Annotated in this window: 15 protein-coding genes; 9 read left to right on the top strand and 6 right to left on the bottom strand. The window is 63.6% G+C overall.

Annotated features, from left to right (window positions below; genetic code table 11):
• Positions 1 to 53: 53 nt before the first annotated feature.
• The 3 genes from F2P45_RS32580 to F2P45_RS32570 all read right to left on the bottom strand — a co-directional run bounded on the left by F2P45_RS32580 (position 54) and on the right by F2P45_RS32570 (position 4,996).
• Positions 54 to 1,235, bottom strand: coding sequence for a glycoside hydrolase family 5 protein (locus tag F2P45_RS32580; protein WP_166882365.1), 1,182 nt, complete (start codon positions 1,233 to 1,235; stop codon positions 54 to 56).
• Positions 1,236 to 1,275: 40 nt separating this feature from the next.
• Positions 1,276 to 1,833 carry a LemA family protein gene (locus F2P45_RS32575; RefSeq protein WP_166882364.1) on the bottom strand — a complete coding sequence of 186 codons (558 nt, stop codon included), beginning with the start codon at positions 1,831 to 1,833 and terminating at the stop codon, positions 1,276 to 1,278.
• An 85-nt stretch (positions 1,834 to 1,918) separates the two neighbouring features.
• A complete protein-coding gene (locus F2P45_RS32570; protein ID WP_223164882.1) occupies positions 1,919 to 4,996 on the bottom strand; it encodes a glycoside hydrolase family 48 protein in 3,078 nt (1,025 codons plus the stop codon).
• A gap of 549 nt (positions 4,997 to 5,545) precedes the next feature.
• On the opposite strand from F2P45_RS32570, the gene F2P45_RS32565 reads away from it, so the two are divergent.
• The 3 genes from F2P45_RS32565 to F2P45_RS32555 all read left to right on the top strand — a co-directional run bounded on the left by F2P45_RS32565 (position 5,546) and on the right by F2P45_RS32555 (position 7,452).
• Positions 5,546 to 5,770, top strand: coding sequence for a hypothetical protein (locus F2P45_RS32565; protein ID WP_166882362.1), 225 nt, complete (start codon positions 5,546 to 5,548; stop codon positions 5,768 to 5,770).
• Between the two features lie 193 nt (positions 5,771 to 5,963).
• Positions 5,964 to 6,608 carry a VOC family protein gene (locus F2P45_RS32560; RefSeq protein ID WP_166882361.1) on the top strand — a complete coding sequence of 215 codons (645 nt, stop codon included), beginning with the start codon at positions 5,964 to 5,966 and terminating at the stop codon, positions 6,606 to 6,608.
• Positions 6,609 to 6,639: 31 nt separating this feature from the next.
• Entirely contained in the window at positions 6,640 to 7,452 is an 813-nt protein-coding gene (locus tag F2P45_RS32555) for a thioredoxin family protein (RefSeq protein ID WP_166882360.1), read from the top strand.
• Here the strand turns inward: F2P45_RS32555 and F2P45_RS32550 are convergent.
• Together F2P45_RS32550 and F2P45_RS32545 are read right to left on the bottom strand one after the other, a co-directional pair.
• Entirely contained in the window at positions 7,428 to 7,910 is a 483-nt protein-coding gene (locus F2P45_RS32550) for a tetratricopeptide repeat protein (RefSeq protein ID WP_166882359.1), read from the bottom strand. The two genes, F2P45_RS32555 and F2P45_RS32550, sit on opposite strands and share 25 nt — an antisense overlap.
• Positions 7,907 to 9,907: a bifunctional 2',3'-cyclic-nucleotide 2'-phosphodiesterase/3'-nucleotidase gene (locus F2P45_RS32545; RefSeq protein ID WP_166882358.1), complete on the bottom strand. Its 2,001-nt coding sequence runs from the start codon at positions 9,905 to 9,907 to the stop codon at positions 7,907 to 7,909. The genes F2P45_RS32550 and F2P45_RS32545 overlap by 4 nt, the downstream gene beginning before the upstream one ends.
• 158 nt (positions 9,908 to 10,065) lie before the next feature.
• Between F2P45_RS32545 and prfB the strand changes: the two genes are divergently transcribed.
• The 6 genes from prfB (at position 10,066) to F2P45_RS32515 (ending at position 16,731) form a co-directional block, all read left to right on the top strand.
• Positions 10,066 to 11,170 (top strand): peptide chain release factor 2 gene (prfB, locus tag F2P45_RS32540; RefSeq protein ID WP_166882357.1). Its coding sequence is split into 2 segments (ribosomal slippage): positions 10,066 to 10,146 and positions 10,148 to 11,170, totalling 1,104 coding nucleotides; the frame shifts between segments, so codons are not numbered across the junction.
• A 3-nt stretch (positions 11,171 to 11,173) separates the two neighbouring features.
• A complete protein-coding gene (locus tag F2P45_RS32535) occupies positions 11,174 to 11,839 on the top strand; it encodes an HAD family hydrolase (protein WP_166882356.1) in 666 nt (221 codons plus the stop codon).
• Positions 11,840 to 11,877: 38 nt separating this feature from the next.
• Positions 11,878 to 13,410 (top strand): lysine--tRNA ligase, encoded by a 1,533-nt coding sequence (lysS, locus tag F2P45_RS32530; RefSeq protein ID WP_166882355.1) that lies wholly within the window; start codon positions 11,878 to 11,880, stop codon positions 13,408 to 13,410.
• A 186-nt stretch (positions 13,411 to 13,596) separates the two neighbouring features.
• Positions 13,597 to 14,694, top strand: a complete 1,098-nt coding sequence (locus F2P45_RS32525) for a catalase family protein (RefSeq protein ID WP_166882354.1) — start codon at positions 13,597 to 13,599, stop codon at positions 14,692 to 14,694.
• A gap of 50 nt (positions 14,695 to 14,744) precedes the next feature.
• A complete protein-coding gene (locus tag F2P45_RS32520; protein ID WP_166882353.1) occupies positions 14,745 to 15,353 on the top strand; it encodes a hypothetical protein in 609 nt (202 codons plus the stop codon).
• Between the two features lie 7 nt (positions 15,354 to 15,360).
• The gene (locus tag F2P45_RS32515; RefSeq protein ID WP_166882352.1) at positions 15,361 to 16,731 is read left to right on the top strand and encodes a Dyp-type peroxidase; all 1,371 of its coding nucleotides are present in this window, start codon (positions 15,361 to 15,363) and stop codon (positions 16,729 to 16,731) included.
• A 268-nt stretch (positions 16,732 to 16,999) separates the two neighbouring features.
• Here the strand turns inward: F2P45_RS32515 and F2P45_RS35800 are convergent.
• The coding region (locus tag F2P45_RS35800) for a hypothetical protein (protein WP_223164881.1) at positions 17,000 to 17,245 on the bottom strand (246 nt) is incomplete at its 5' end.

Below are 17,245 nucleotides of genomic sequence, written 5' to 3'. Positions count from 1 at the left end.
CCCGCCCCTTCTTTTTGCTTTTTTTTTTTTCTTTCTTTGTGGTTTTCCGTCTTCTACTCGCTTTCCTTCTGCGTTGGTGTTGGGGTTGGTGTTGGTGTCGGCGTTGGCGTCGCACCCGCCCACAAATTCCTCATCAAAGCCATCTTGTCCGGCCAGACGGTTTTCCAGTCATCCTGCAAAATACCGCCGGTATCGCCGCTGTTTGGATTGAGCGTCCAGTAGAACGAGCTGATCATGCCGCGTTCTTTCAGGTATTTCACCAGCGCATCCTGCCAGACCTTGTCTTTCGGATTGCCGCCGCCGTGGCCGTACTTGCCGCCCCACTCGCCCAGCACTACCGGATAATCCCTGGCGAACTTGCCCCACTGCTGGTCCCAGATCGCCGGCATATTGGCGGGGAAGTTGGCAGCCTTGAAGTAGTCCATCTCGAACACGTCAGGACCGTAGACGTGTGGCGACAGCACCAGCTTGTTGCGCGGGATGTCGAGCGTTTTGCAGTTCAACGGTTCCAGGTTGCCGCCCCAGAAGTGGCCGTACTGGCCCTGGCAACCACCCGAATTGCTGCCGATGCCTTCGACAAAAATCAGCAGGTTCGGATTGAGCGCCAGGATGCGCTTCGATGCGCGCTCGGCTGCCAGGTTCCAGTCGGTACGCACATTGCCCGTGCCCCAGGTCGCCTGGCCATGCGGTTCGTTCTTGATGTCCAGGCCAACCAGGTTGCGCAGGCCGGAATAATGCTGGGCCAGGTATTCCAGGTCGGTCAGCCACTGTTCTTCGGTGTATTGCGGCGTGTTCCACAGTTCCGAAATCGCCTGGCAATCCGGACGGTGATGGTCCAGCAGAATGTAGATGCCGCGACGGTCGACTTCTTTCAGGAACACATCGAGCCACTGGCGCGAGTTCAGGCCGACCAGGTCCGGATTGGCCAGCGCGTCGATGTTCGGCTTGACCGATGATTCGCGGAAGGTGGCCGGGCAGACCGGAATGCGCAGGGCATTGAAGCCCTCCGCCTGCACCTGGTCGAGCATGCTCTTCCAGTTGCGGGTCCACAGGCCGTGCACCGAGCCGTCGAAGGTTTCGAATCCGAACCAGTTGACGCCCTTGAGCACGACCGGACGGTTGGCATCGTCCAGGATCTTGTTGCCGGATACGGTAAACGCGTGGCCGGCAGTGGCCGCGAAGGCCAGGGCCAGCGACAGCGCCAGTTTGCTTGCAAATTTCGGGGTAATCATCATGCGTCTCCAATAAGTGAGATGACTTGAAGCAGGGTTTCGCTTACAACCCGGCAGGTAGCGGCCGGTAACCGGTCACCGCTGCGACCGCGGCACCCGGGAAGGTGCCGACCAGGGCGTTGTAGCCCTCGGCCGACTTCCCGTAACGGCTGCGGGCATCGGCCAGCGCAAGCTCGTCTTGCGGCAATTTGCCGCGTAGTTCCTTGAGCGAAGACACCGTCTCCAGCTCGGGCGCGCCGCGGGTTCCCGCCAGGCGGTACAGCACGCCGGTCAGCTCACCCTGGTAACGCTTGTAGTTGTCGACCGCTTCCGGGTCGTTCAGCACGCCGCTGTTGGTCGGCAAGGAACTGGCGCGCACCAGGCTGGTTCGGGCCTGGTCGACAAATGCCTGGTCGAGTCCGCCTGCACGCGCCGCGCCTTCCAGCGCCGTGCTGGCCAGGCGCGCGCGCGCCGCGTGGATGTGGGTCAGGTCGCGCCAGGCTTCGGTGCCGCCCGCGCGCGCTTCGGTCAGCGCGCTGTAACTCATGGTGCCGCCGACGGCGGCTGCGCCGATTGCCAGCGCGAGCACGGCGATGGCTGCGTGGCTCGAACGAATCGTCATGGTCGTCCTCCTCTATTTGGAAATACAGAATACAAATGCAAAAAATCCGCGCGGGCCAGGAATGGCCCGCGCGGACGACTTGCGATTACTTCACAGCGATGGTGCAGCTACGGCCAGCCCAGCTCAGGCCGGTCGGCAGCACTTTGGCGCCGCTGTAGGCCAGTTGCATGCCGATTTCGACGTTGCCGCCGGCGGCGATGGTCGCATTCCAGGCTGCCGGAACGGCGCTGAACGCACGGCCGCTCTGGGTCACGGTGGCGCCCCACGAGTTCGACAGCGTGACGTCGTTCGACGCGGTCCAGTTCAGTGCCCAGCCGGTAATCGGCGCGGTGCCGGTGTTACGCAGCGTGACGCGTGGAACCTGGCCCGAACCCCAGTCGTTGGTGGTGTCGAAGTCGACAGCGCAACCGCCGGTCTGCACATCTTTGTCCGCTTCGGTCGCCACTGCGTTGACGGTCGCTGCCGTCGGCGCACTGACTGCGAAGGTGGCGCTGCCGTTCAGGGTGTCGGCATCGACTGCCGCGGCAATCGTCACCGGCTGGGTCACGTTCCAGTTGGCTGGCGTGAAGGTCAAGGTGGCACCACCGGCAACCGACAGGTCGGTGTCGCCGGCCAGGCGGGCGACGCTCACCGTCACGTTCGCTTTAGGAGCTGCACCCAGGCGGACCTGGAAGGTGCGCGATGCGCCTTCCGGTACCGACAGCGGTGCGCCGGTCACCACCAGCGACACCGGGATGACGACGTCGCGGTCGGCCTCGGTCGCCACCGTCGTGGCGCTCAGGAAACCAGGCGCTGTGAAAGTGAAGTTGGCGCTGCCGTTCAGGGCATCGGCGTCCGCCGCTGCGCTGATCGCCACTGCTTGGGCCACGTTGTAGTTGGCCGGCGTGAACAGCAGGTTGGCCGCTGGCGCGGTCAGGTCGACGTCGCCGCCGGCTGCCTTGGCAACGGCCACCGAGACGTTGGCGGCAGGCGCTTTCGACAGGGTGATGCCAACGCTGGCGGAACCGCCTTCAGGCACGTTGATGGCGCTGCTGCTGGTCACGATCGACGGCGAATCGGTGCCGCCGATGATGTTGGCGTAGTCAGCCAGTGCATTGGCGATGTCGGCCTGGGCCCAGAAGCGGTGGTAGCGCCAGGTTGGTGCCGGGCCGCCGTCCAGATAGGCTTTCAGCTTCGGCCACTGTGGATCGTCCTTGTATTTCGGACGGATGCTCAGGAAGGTCGCGCTCGAATCGATCATCGCGCCCTGGGCGTTGGTGCCGGTCCAGCCCTGTGGAATGTACACGCCCGAACCGGTGGCCGGATCGTAAGGCTGGGTGAAGCGCTTGTAGTCGGCACGGGTTTCGTCGACCACCAGGCCAACCGAATCCTGGTGCTTGGCCCACATGCGGTCCAGCAGCTGCTTGGCCAGCACTTTGGCAGGCTCGTTGTTGGCTTTGGCACCATAGTAGATCAGGGTACGGGCCAGCGCGGCGGCGATACCGACGTCGTTGGTGCTGTCCACGATTTTCACGCGCAGGCCGGCATTCGCGCCAGGGGTTGCGGCGTTCCAGGTGTCGGGCGCGCCGCTCCATGCCAGCGTGTTCGGGATGGCGTAGGTGCCGTCCGCTTTCAGGACCGTGTTGGCCGATGCCCATGCGACCCATTTGTCCAGCACCGTCTTGGCGCGGGCGTCGCCGCTGGCGTAGTAGTACTCGGCGACGCGCTGCATCGACCATGCCTGGAAGCCGAACCAGGTGTTCGACGCCGGATCGTGGTAGACCGGTTTTTCATCGTAGAACATGCCGTGGAAGGTCGGGGTGCCTGCCGGTGGGGTCAGGTAATCGCCGCCCCAGCTGTTGGTCGCGCCGCCGGCGATCGCGCCGTCAGCCGATTGCAGCCAGCGGTAGAATTCCATCTGGCGGGTCAGGCTCTTGCCCCAGTCGCCGGCGGCGCTTGGCGACAGCGGCTTGAATTCGGCCTGGGTCGACAGTGCCCACGCAGCCAGCGGATTCTGGTAGCCGAAGTGGTTGTGGCTCGAACCGATGCGCCATGCCCAGCCGGCGTTGGTGTCGGTTGCGCCGCCCCATGCGTAGTACCAGCTCATCAGGTAATGCTGATTGTCGCGGTTGCCTTGTGCATCCGGCTGGCCGTTGCCGCCCGGGCACGAGTTTGCGTTGGTGCAATTGCCGATTTTCTTGAAGTACTTGTCGAACATGGCGTAGCGCAGGAAGTCGCCCATTTTGGCGGCTTTGGTGACCAGGTCGGCCACTTGTGCGCTCTTGCCTTGCTGCTTGGCCCAGACCGAGGCCCAGTACACGGCTTGCACGGCGCGCGCATCGGCGTCAGGCGCATTGGTGTAGCGGAACTGCTTGGCGCGGTTGTTGTCGCCGATGAACAGGCCGAGGAAGCCTTCGCCGCCACCGTTTTTGCCCCATTTAAAGGTTTCGCACGATGGATGCGGCACGGTTTCCCATACCGATTCCTGCGAACCGCGCTGGAAGGTGTTGATGTAGGCCGGACGCGTGGTGCCGTCGCCGCATTTGCCATAGCCGTACCAGTTATCCACGTCCAGCAGCCAGTGCATGCCGTAGATATTGCTGGTGCCGTAGGTCGATTTGAGTTCGTTGGCGATCGGATCCTGGCCGACCGGCACGCCGCCGTTCAGCGGCGCAGGGTAGCTCTTCGGCAGGTCGTACTCGGCGGCGTAGGTCGCCGGTTTGCCCGGGTTGTAGAAGCTGTTGGTCGGCTGGTCCGACTGCGATGGAATGATGTACTTTTCCATGTTGGCCCAGGCCGCGTTCAGCGGACCCCAGTCGCCGGTGGCGCGGCCGTACTGCGCTTCCATCCACAGCCAGTAGCTGTAGGCTTCCGAGGTGGTTTCGTGGCCGTGGTCGGGTGCTTCGACCATCAGCGTTTCGATCGAGTGGTACGGCACGCCTTCTTTGCTGAAGTAGCCGTTCGCAGGATCTTTCATCTTCTTGTACTGGGTCAGGAAGCGCTGCGTGTATTCCGCATCGGCGGCGGCGTGGGCCGTTGCCATCATCGGCAGGCTGATCGCCGCTGCGCTTGCCGCCGTGATGGACAGGGCCAGCAGGCCGCGCATCGCGCTGCGCGCCAGGCTCCGCCCGCTGCCGCTGTTGCGCAGGGCGTCGGTGACGGCATTCAGTTTAATATTGGACATCGAATTCATTCAGGAGTCTCCTCGCAATTGTCGTACTTTATGGCGTGCGTGAATCACGTTCGCCGGCATGGTTGTCGCCATCGTTCCGGATGCACCGGTGCGGATGACGCTTGTTTCATTGTGTTTCCCGCGTTCCGGTCCGTGGCGGGCGGCCACGGCGCGGTTCACGTTGCGCCGGCCGCCGCCTGCCGGAGCAGGAAGCAACTTGCGCCCGAAGACAGGTGGATGCCTTCGTTGTCTGCGCGCGCCGCACCTTCCACTGCCCAGAGCAAGGCTGCGACGCCCACAGGGCCTGCTCGGTGGGGCCGGCGATGCCGTCCCCGCGCTACACAGGCTTGAAAACGTTTTCAACTCTTTTTCAAAAAAAACGATCAAGCGACCGTTTTTTGTCGAATCACCGTGGCGACGGACGTGTCCGGGCCAAGGCACACCATCGGGTAACAACAAGCGCTTGTCGCCTAGGTATTGACGCAATGTATCGCTTGCAAAGGTTAAATGTCAAGAACACAAAAATGAGGTTTTTTGCATTGCACATATAGCAATTGCTGGATGAAAACAGGTGTGTTGCTTGTGGAGCTTTCCGGAACCGATTCCAGAAAAAAGAACAAGTATCGCCCTCAACAGCGGGGCTTTCATGACTTTCATAGAAAAACGGGCGAAAAAGGCCGCAAAATAATGATGCTTGCTGTTCAAGATCACCTGCGAAAAAGAAATGTTAAATTCCTTGGCGTGCATATGCCGAACGGATCGCTAAACAGCGTGTCGAACGACTAAACACGCGTGGCGAAAAACTGACGCTGAAAATTTTTCAACCTCTTGAAATCGCTTTCATGCTAAATAATTGTTTACTTCGGCAATTTATGTCCGTGTCTTGACAGCCGGATGACTATCCGGCAGATGTGGTGCTACCATCCCGACTCGATCTTCTTGCCTTTCATGTTTCACCCAAGCCGGAAAAGGAGCCAACATGCCAGCCTGCCAGCTCGACCATATCACCATCACCACACCCGCGCTGCCCGAGGCCAACTCCTGGGTGCGGCGGGTGCTCGGCGTGGGCGCCGCGCCCGGGGGCAAACATCCCGCCATGGGAACCGAAAACATGCTGCTGCGCCTCGGCGATGCGACGTTTTTGGAAATCATCGCGGTCGATCCCTACGCTCCCGCGCCAGCACGGCCGCGCTGGTTCGCGCTCGATACGATCGGCGTCGAGTCCCTCGCCTCGCTTGCCACCTGGGTGGCCCGCACCAGCGACATCGCCGCCGCAGCCGCCGCCGCCGAACCGATTGCCGCACCGGGCGCCATCACGCCCATGGCACGCGGCGAGCGCAACTGGCTGATCACCATTCCCGACGACGGCAGCCTGCCGCTGGGCGGCGTGGCGCCCGCCTTGATCGAATGGGAACCTGGCCCGCACCCGGCGGCCGGCATGCCCGATCACGGCCTGTCGCTGGTCAAGCTGGAGCTGTGCCACCCGGACGCGCGGCGCGTGCAAGCGCTGCTCGACGCCATCGGCATGCAGGGCCCGGTGAGCGCGGTGCGCATCAGCGAGCGCATGCAGCCCTTTCTTCGCGCCCACATCGGCACGCCGGCCGGCGTGCGCATTCTCGGATAACCATTTACCCGGACACCAAGCGATGAACTTCATGAAATTGACCGTGGCCGCTGGCGCCGCGCTGGGCTGCACGGTGGCGTTTGCCGCCAAAGTCACCGAACTCAAACCGACCGAGGTCGATGCCTTCCTGGCCCGCCCCGGCTACGTGGTCGTGCAACTGACCTCGCCCGACCGCGGCTGCAAATACTGCATCGGCGCCGACCAGACCTTCGACCAGGCGGCGGCCGAATCGACCGCCCCCAATACGGTGTTTGCGCGTGTGCAGTGGCCGGTCTGGCACAAGGCACCGAACCTGGGATCGCGCGTCGGCACCGGCGGGGTACCGCGCCAGATTGTCTTCAAGGACGGCAAGGAGCAGCGCCAGGCGGGAGGACGGCCCGAGAGCGCGAGCGCGCTGCTGGCCAATATCGAAAAGATCCGCCAGCTGCCGCCCGCGCCGGGCAGGGATGTGACCCAGGATTCGGGGCCGGAGCAGGCAGCACCGGCCCCGCAGATGCCGCTGACGGCCGCGCAGCAGGACGTGCTGCGCCTGTACACGCGCAAGGACCTGCTCAAAGAGCTGGTGGCGGCATGCGGCAAGGTCGCGCCGCCGAAAGCGGTCGCCTACGAACGCGCCCTGCAAACCTGGACCCTGGCCCATGCCGGGGCGCTCAATGAAGCGGCCATGCTGAAACTGTCGCGCAGCAGCCGCGCAGAGGCCGCCGAAGAAACCGCGCTCGCGCAACGCGACATGCGCGATGTCGAAGCGTGGATGGCAAAAGACCTCAACATCACCCGGACCAAAGGGCCGGATGCGCAAAGCTGCGGCGCCCTGGCGGCCTACCTGGAAGCCGGCAAGCCCTGATCCTGGTGGCCGTGCGCGCGGTGCGTCATCGCGTGCGCCGCCTCGCGAAGCAGCTGGGCGGCGCGCTGCGCGTCGCGTGGGTAGCCCAGCGCGCCTTCCTGCACGTACATCGCCATCTGCTGCAGCGCTTCCGGGTGCTCCCGTTCCGCAGCCGCTTCCAGCCAGCGCCGCGAGGCCGCCAGGTCGGCCGCACAGCCCTCCCCCGCCGCCAGCATGGCCGACGCGGTAAACATGGCCGGCGCATGCCCGCGCCGCGCGCTCGACTCGATCAGCGCAAATGCGCGCAGCGGCTCGCGTGCGACGCCGATGCCGTTGCGGACCATGCGCCCCAGGTCATACGCGGCCTGCGGGTCCTGCGCGGCCGCCTGCCGCAGACCGGCCACGCCGCCCGCGTCGAGCGGCTGGGCGTGCGCCACGCCGCAGCCAAGCAGCGCCGCCAGCAACACGGCGCGCATCATTTCGACAGGTCGACCGCGTACAGCGCAAAGCCCTTGCCCAGGCCATCATCGGCGCGCACTTGCGACACGTTGCCAAGGCCTGCCTGCTGCGCCAGCGCCAGCAGTCCGGGCGCGGAATGGAACACCACCGGGCCGGCGGTACGCGTTTTGGCAAAGCGCCAGCTGCGCTGCTGGCCATGCTGCGCGCGCGTCAGGTTCTTCACCTCCTTGATGTACCCGATCAACACATCGCGGTTGGCGTCCGGCGCCGCCACGGCGGTCTTGCTGCCGTCCAGGCCCGGAAAACCGCCACCGCCGCTGGCGCGGTAGTTATTCGTCGCCACCAAAAACTCGTTCGAGGCATTGACCGCCTTGTCGCGGAAGCGCAGGTTCTTGATGCGCTGGCCCGGCACTTTGGTCACGTCGATCTCGTAGCTGATCTCTTTGGACGTGATGGCGTCGAAGTTATAGGTCGGGAAGGCGGTGTTGACCAGCTCCTGCGGCGTGGTCAATTCGGGATCGATGGTATTGAAGCGCCCGGCCGCGTGTTCCAGCCACGCCTTCAGCTCGCCGCCATTGACCTTCACCGCGTACAGCGAATTCGGATACAGATACAGGTCGGCCGCATTGTTCAGCGCCAGGCTGCCGGCCTTGACGTCGGTGTAATCGCTCACGCCGGCGGTGCCGCCCTTGAACGGCGACGCCATCGACAGCACCGGCAAGGCCGCGTACTGCGGCAGGCCGGCCTTGACGTATTTGGCCACATAGTCGGTCTGCGCCTGGTTGACCACCGCGATCGCGCTCACGTCGCCCACATCGGCAAAGTAGCTCGACATGCGGAAATCGGTCGCCCCGACCGCCGTCTTGACGTAGCGGATGGTCGCCTCATGCTCGGCCGCGACCAGCGCCGCAATCGCCGGATCGGGCGCGACGAACGATTTGTCGGCCTGCTGCGCGGCGCGCGCCTCCACCGTGGTCTTGCTCCGGTCGACCACCCAGCGCTGGCCATCGTACGACAGGTGCAGGCCGATCACGCCCAGGTGCTTGCCCCACAGGTTGGCCATCACCGTCGGCACGCCGTTGACCAGGCCCTTGACCTTGTCCACGCCCGGCAGGTTGAATTGCGGGACGGTGCTGGCCGCGTTCGGGAACGGCAGGTGCGAGTGCCCGATCAGCATGGCGTCGATGCCCGGCACCTTGGACAGGTGCCAGTTTCCGTTTTCCATCGACGGCTCGTATGCGCTGTCATCCAGGCCGCCGTGCGAAATCGCCACCACCAGGTCGGCGCCCTGCGCGCGCATCTCGGGGATGAATTTCGATGCGGTTTCGCGCAGGCCTTCGGTGTAGACCTTCCCTTCCAGCGACCGCTTGTCCCACGACAGGATGGTCGGCGGCGCAAAGCCGATGATGCCGACCTTGAGGGTCACGCTCACCGGCTTGCCGTCGGCGTCTTGCGCGGCGATCTGCTTGTCGATGATGCGGTAAGGCGCAAACAGCGGCTGGCGCGTCTTGAGGCTGTAGACATTGGCCAGCACCTGCGGAAAGGCCGGCCCGGCGCAGCGCGCCCTGGAGGCATCGACGCCATCGACCTCGAAGCGGTTGCCGGTCACCTGGCTCAGGTACGCGAGGCCGTAATTGAATTCGTGGTTGCCGATCCCGCTGCCGTCGTAACCGAGCTTGTTCATCACCTTGTAGATGGCCAGCGTCTGCTCGCATTTGAGCGGATTGGCCAGCGCCTGGTAATCGGCCAGCGCGCTGCCCTGGATGGTGTCGCCGTTATCGAACAGCAGATTGTTCGGGAACTGGCGGCGCGCCTGCGCGATCAGCGCGGCGGTGCGGTCCAGGCCCAGCGACGGCTCGGGCGAGAGCTTGAAGTAATCGTATCCGAGCACGTTCGAATGCAGGTCGGTCGTTTCCATCACGCCGACGACGGCGGTGGCGCCTTTCGGCGGGGTGGCGGCAGCGGCAACGGCGCAGAACACCAGGGGCAAAACGGGAATACAAATTTGATAACGCATAGAGGCGCTTTCCGGCGAGTGGCGGGGGGGGGTCTTCGCGCCATCATACGCAGCGGCGCGACACCGATCAAGCCGGGTACGCGGCGAGGACCGTGATTGTGGCGCGCTGGGGTATAATCGAAGGTTCGATTCAACCAATTCATAAGACCGGAAACGCCATGGAAGCCGAACGCATTAACGCCCTCTCCGCCCTGCTCAACGACCTGACGGATCGTGAAGCCGAACTTCGGAGGTATCTTTGACTTCGATAAAAAGTCAGAGAAGCTCGAACAAGTCAACGAAGAACTAGAAGATCCGACCGTCTGGAACGATCCGAAACGCGCCCAGGCGCTCGGTAAAGAGAAGAAGGAACTCGAAGGCGTCGTCCATACCTTGATCAAGGCGGACGCCGACCTGAAAGACGCGAACGACCTGTTTGCGATGGCGCGCGAAGAAGGCGACGACGACACGCTCGAAGCGGTCATCGTCGACACCGACGCCATCAAGGCCGTGGTCGAAGCGATGGAGTTCCGCCGCATGTTCGGCAACCCGATGGATGCCAACAACTGCTTCATCGACATCCAGGCCGGCGCCGGCGGCACCGAAGCCCAGGACTGGGCCTCGATGCTGCTGCGCCAGTACCTGCGCTATTGCGAACGCAAAGGCTTCAAGGTCGACATCCTGGAGCAGTCCGACGGCGAGGTGGCCGGCATCAAGACCGCCACGCTCAAAGTCGAAGGCGAATACGCCTACGGCCATTTGCGCACCGAAACCGGCGTACACCGCCTGGTACGCAAGTCGCCGTTCGACTCGGCCAACGGCCGCCACACGTCGTTCACCAGCCTGTTCGTCTACCCGGAAGTCGATGACTCGATCGAGATCGACGTCAATCCGGCCGACATTCGCGTCGATACCTATCGCGCGTCCGGCGCCGGTGGCCAGCACATTAACAAAACCGACTCCGCGGTCCGCATGACGCACGGTCCGACCGGCATCGTGGTCCAGTGCCAGAACGACCGCAGCCAGCACCGCAACCGCGCCGAAGCGATGGAAATGCTCAAGGCGAAGCTGTACGAGCACGAACTGCGCAAGCGCATGAGCGAACAGCAAAAGCTCGAAGACTCCAAGACCGACGTGGGCTGGGGCCACCAGATCCGTTCCTACGTGCTCGATCAGTCGCGCATCAAGGATTTGCGCACCAACTTCGAAACCGGTAACACCAAGGGCGTGCTCGATGGCGACCTGGACGACTTCATTTCGGCCTCACTCAAGCAAGGCGTATAACCCATGACAGCGACCCGACGCGCATTCATCTTCGACATGGACGGCACCATCGTCGACAACATGTCCTTTCACACCGAATCCTGGATTGCGTTTTTCCAGCGGCGCGGCAAGGACATCGACGCCGACGAATTTTTCCGCACCACGGCCGGCCGCCAGGGCAAGGAAATCATCCGTGCCGAGATGGGCGAACACCTCAATGACGACGAGGTGCGGGTCCTGAACGACGAAAAGGAACTGGTCTACCGCGAACTGTATGAACCGCACCGCAAAACGGTGAGCGGCTTCGACGAGTTGATCGCGCTGGCCAAGGCGCACAAGGTGGCGCTGGCGGTGGCCACCGCCGCGCCCAACGCCAACATCACGTTCACGCTCGACGGCCTGGACCTGCGCCGCCACTTCGACACCGTGGTCGGCGCGGCCGATGTTGCACGCGGCAAGCCCCATCCCGACGTGTTCCTGCTGGCGGCGCAGCGCTGCGGCGTCGCGCCCGAGCACTGCATCGTGTTCGAAGACGCGCCGCTGGGCGTGGAAGCGGCGCGCCGGGCCGGCATGCGCGCGGTGGTGCTCACCACCACCCTGCCCGCCGAGTCCTTTGCCGGATTCGATAACGTCATCCACATCGCCAGCGATTTTTCTGAACTGACGATCGACGAACTGTTTTCCTCCTGATTTACATTCGCAACAACCTATATATAGCGATACCTACCATGACTACGGACACCCAAGACCAGGCACCCGCCCCGGCAGATGAAAACAAACTGATCGCCGAACGTCGCGCCAAGCTGGCCACGCTGCGCGAAGGCGGCATCGCCTTTCCTAACGATTTCCGTCCGCAGCACAAGGCGGCGCAACTGGTCGAAGAGTACGCGTCGAAGACCCGTGAAGAACTCGAAGCGACCGAGGTGCCCGTGGTCTTGGCCGGCCGCATGATGCTCAAGCGCGAAGCCGGCAAAAAAGCCGTGTTCGCAACCCTGCAGGATTCGTCCGGCCCGCGCGCCGACGGCCGCATCCAGATCTATGTCACGCTCGACAAAACCGGCGAAGCCGCCATGGAAGCGCTGAGCCACTACGACCTGGGCGACATCCTCGGCATCGAAGGCACGCTGTTCAAGACCAAGACCGACGAACTGACGGTCAAGGTTTCGACCCTGCGCCTGATCACCAAGTCGCTGCGTCCTCTGCCAGACAAATTCCATGGCCTGTCGGACCAGGAAACCAAGTACCGCCAGCGCTATGTGGACCTGATCACCAACGACCAGGCGCGCCGCACCTTCAAGGCCCGCACCGCCGCCATGTCGTCGATCCGCCGTTTCATGGAAAAGAACGACTTCATGGAAGTCGAAACGCCGATGCTGCATGCGATTCCTGGCGGCGCCGCCGCCAAGCCGTTCGTCACCCACCACAATGCGCTGGACATGGAAATGTTCCTGCGTATCGCACCGGAGCTGTACCTCAAGCGCCTGGTGGTCGGCGGATTCGATCGCGTATTCGAAGTGAACCGCAACTTCCGCAACGAAGGCGTCTCGCCGCGCCACAATCCAGAATTCACGATGATGGAATTCTACGCGGCCTACACCGATTACCAGTGGATCATGGACTTCACCGAAGCGGTGATCCGCCAGGCCGCCATCGATGCCCACGGCACCGCCGAACTGACCTACGGCGGCAAGCCGCTCGACCTGTCCAAGCCGTTCCGCCGCATGACCATCGTCGGGGCGATCAACGCCTACGCGCCGCACTACACCGCGGAGCAGTTGCAGGATGCCGAATTCATCAAGGCCGAATTGCTGAAGTTCGGCGTCAAGCCGTTTTCGACCGCCGGCCTGGGCGCGCTGCAACTGGCGCTGTTCGAAGAAACCGCCGAAGCGCAGCTGTGGGAGCCGACCTTCATCGTCGACTACCCGGCCGAAGTGTCGCCGCTGGCGCGCGCGTCGGACACGGTGGCCGGCATCACCGAGCGTTTCGAGCTGTTCATCGTCGGGCGCGAGCTGGCCAACGGTTTCTCGGAGCTGAACGACTCCGAAGACCAGGCCGCGCGCTTCCTGGCGCAGGTGGAAGCCAAGGATGCGGGCGACGACGAGGCGATGTTCTACGACGCCGACTACATCCGCGCGCTCGAATACGGCATGCCGCCTGCCGGCGGCTGCGGCATCGGCATCGATCGCCTGATCATGCTCATCACCGATTCGCCGAATATTCGCGACGTGATTCTCTTCCCGCACCTGCGCCGCGAAGACTGAACACCGAAGGCGGGCGCCATGCCCGCTGCCCCGTCGTCCCCGCCTTCGCGGGGACGACAGCGTTTACGCCTGCCTTGATTCTCCCACCATACCGCGCCGTTCGAGCAAACATTCTAGCGAACGCCCCCGCCCTGCCGGTAGACTCCTTGCGTCCATTGCAATATTGCAAACAAAGCGAGGAAGCCCATGTCTACTGCCACCTACGTCCCCTACAACGATAACCTGGAACACAAACAGGAAAACGAAGACGAGATCATCGACAGCGTCGTCGCCTCGATGATGCGCGTGAACACCCGCGTCTTCGACAAACACCGCCACGCCAAGCGCGACGCCCACGCCAAGTGCCACGGCGTGCTGACCGGCCACGTCACCGTCTACGATAATCTGCCCGCGCACCTGGCGCAGGGCGTGTTCGCCCGCCCCGCCACCTACCCGGTCGTGATCCGCCTGTCCACCGCGCCAGGCGACATCCACAGCGACAAGCTGCCGTCCCCGCGCGGCATGGCGATCAAGATGCTGGGCGTCGACGGCCCGCAGTTCCTGCCCAAGCGCCATGACGCCAAGACGCAAGACCTGCTGCTGGTGAACCACCCGGTGATCGCCTTCGGCCACGCCGCCGCCTACCTCAAGACCCAGAAGCTGCTCGAAAAACACGCCGACGACCCGGACATGGTGCGCCGCATCGTCGCCGCGCTCGCACGCGGCGGCAGCAAGGCTCTGCACGCCCTCGGCATCGACAACCCGGTGCTCGACACGCTCGGCGCGCCGAACAACCATATCCTCGGCGAGACCTTCTTCAGCATGGCAGCGGTGCGCTACGGCGACTACGTGGCCAAGCTGTGCGCCGCGCCCCTGTCCGATAACGTGCGCGCCCTGACCGGCCAGCCGCTCGGCGACGACGCCGACGACTCGGCCCTGCGCAACCTGGTGGTCGACTTCTTCAACGGCCAGGGCGCCGAGTACGAACTGCGCGCACAGCTCCTGACCGACATCGACAAAATGCCGATCGAAGACGCCTCGATCGAGTGGCCGCAGGAAGACTCGCCCTACCAGCCAGTCGCCAAACTCACCATCCCGGCGCAGCATGCCTACAGCCCGGCGCGCCGCGTGTTCGCCGACGACGTCTTGTCGTTCAACCCGTGGCACTGCATCGAGGCGCATCGTCCGATGGGCTCCATCATGCGCGCCCGCATCAAGGCCTATGAAGCGTCGTCCAAATTCCGCCACGAGATGAATGCGCAGCCGCGCATCGAAATCGACAGCATCGGCCAGGTACCGGATTAAGTAGTCCCGTAGTTCAGCATGACCATTTCATCAAGACCCAAGGAGCAATCATGAGCGACACCACCCCACAAAACAAATCCTCTACCGACCTCGCGGACATCAAGCGCAAAGTCCAGGAGGTCCTGGGAGACGCCCCCGACCTGCTCAAACTCGCGCTCGAGAACATGATGCGCGAGCAGGACCCCAACACCGAAGGCCACGCGGGATCGGCCGGCCGCATCGGCCGCCAGTCCGGCAAGATCTCCGAACTGACCGCCATGGCCGACCTCAAGCCCGGCGGCGCCGACCGCCTGCGCCGCATCTTCAAACTGGTCAACGGTAACTTCAACGGCGCGCAGAAGGTCTCGACCCTGCACGACATGCGCTTCGTGTTTTTTGAGAACGATACCAGGATCCTGTTTGCGACGACCTACGACGGCGACTGGGACACCTACATCGAAGACTTCGCAACCAAGATTCCGGACCTGATGGACCTGCTGTTTTCGTCGGTCGAAGGCTGGCCCGGCATCACCGATCCGGGCGTGAAGGACTTCATCGCCGGTCACCAGATCACCGCCGACGGCTGGTACGTCGCCAATCCGAATCTGTCGGTCGTCGAAACGCGGCGCCTGCAAAAACAGAACGACGCGCTCCAGGAATTCCTGGACAAGATTGCTTGAGGTTCCCATGACGATTATCGACACACTCAAGAACCTGGTCCATTCCTCGCCAACGCTGGAACTGGACGACATCCAGGCTACCATCCTGTTCAAGCGCCCCGACCCCTACTACGGCACCCACGTGCTGCTCAAGATCGACCAGGCCGCCGGCGGACGCGCGCTGCTCTCGCGCCTGGCCCCGCATGTGCGCAGCGCCGCCGACGCGCGCACCAACACCACCGCCTGGATCGCCGTGGCGCTGAGCCACGCGGGCCTGGTGGCGCTGGACATCCCTGAAGATTCGCTGGCCAGCTTTCCGGCCGCCTTCCGCGCCGGCATGGCCGCGCGCGCCGATCGCCTGCAAGACATCGGCGCGAGCGCCCCGGCCAACTGGGAAGCGCCTTACGGCAGCGGCGACGTGCACGTCACCGTGTCGATCTTCGCGCCGGACGAAGCGTCGTGGCAGCACGCGCTCGATACCGCCAAAAAGGAATTCGAGAACGTGCAAGGCGTCACCCTGCTCGGCATGCACGACTTTGGCGCGCAGCCGGACAGCTTGAATCCCTTCGGCTACCGCGACAACATCAGCAACCCGGCCATCGACGGCGGCATCGAAGACCTGCTGCCGGGCCAGGGCGACGCCATCAAGGCGGGCGAACTGATTCTCGGCTATCCGGGCGAATCGGGCGTGCCGATGGCGATGCCGCAGCCGGAAGCGCTGGGCCGCAACGGCACGTTCGTGGTGATCCGCAAGTACCAGGCCGACGCCGCCGCCTTCAACCGCTTTTTGCGCGATAACGCCGACGACGAAGCCGGCCAGGAACTGCTGGCGGCCAAGCTGGTGGGCCGCTGGCGCAGCGGCGCGCCGCTCACCCTGGCGTCTGAAAAGGATGATGCGGCGCTGGGCGCGGACCCGAAGCGCAATAACGACTTCACCTACAAGGACGACCAGGCCGGCCTGCAGGCGCCGCACGGTTGCCACATGCGCCGCATGAACCCGCGCGACAGCAAGCTGGCGGTGCTGACCGACGTGAACATCCACCGCATCATCCGCCGCAGCACCACCTTCGGTGCGCCGTGGCGCGCCGACCTGCTGGAAGACGACGGCCAGGAACGCGGCCTGTTCTTCATCGGGATCAGCGCCAAGGCACCGGAAACGGTCGAGTTCATGCAGGCCGAGTGGGTCGACCACGGGAACTTCATGGACCTGGGCAAGGAGCGCGATCCGATCCTCGGCCAGCAGGATGAGGACAGCACCTTCACCATCCAGAAACGCCCGGTGCGCCAGCGCATCCACGGCATCCAGACCTTCTGCACGGTGCGTGGCGGGGAGTATCTGTTCATGCCAAGCCTGACGGCGCTGCGCTGGCTGGCGGGCGAAGGGCGCGACCCGGCCTGACAGGCCAGGCGGCATTCCCCCCGGGCTGGCGTCGCTCCGCGTCACCAGCCTGCTCCCCCATGGTCATGCACGATGGGGGGCGCATCAAGTGGCAAGTCACTTTCTTCAGCAAGCGCCCACGCAGCACCGCGCCGCCATCGGAAAACAAATCCACCCTGGAATCGGACGCTGACCGGCAGCCGGCCGCCAGTTCCATCGCTATCGCCGCCGGCGACATTATCTCCAAATCCATCGATTCGCCCATCCATATTTTATCGATCAGGGCCAATCAATGTTTGCGCACACGGAAACAGCGGATGTCAATAAAGGCGAATATGATCATGACGTTTCCCCCGTCAAATATCTCGGCGAAAATAATTAGCGGAGTTTTTCGGCAACAATCAAAAACGTAACTGTTCAGCCTGAGTGACGATGAAATATACATGTTGTAAACGCCGGACGCTTCGTTCATCATAGCGGCATGGCAAACAAGCTCCCGCGTCCCGACCTTTCCAAGCTTTCCGAGTCCGACAAG

It is taken from the genome of Massilia mucilaginosa (genome assembly GCF_011682145.1).
GTDB lineage: Bacteria > Pseudomonadota > Gammaproteobacteria > Burkholderiales > Burkholderiaceae_D > Telluria_A > Telluria_A mucilaginosa.
The sequence above is the reverse complement of the archived record's forward strand: the minus strand, read 5'-3'. Positions and strand labels throughout refer to the sequence as shown.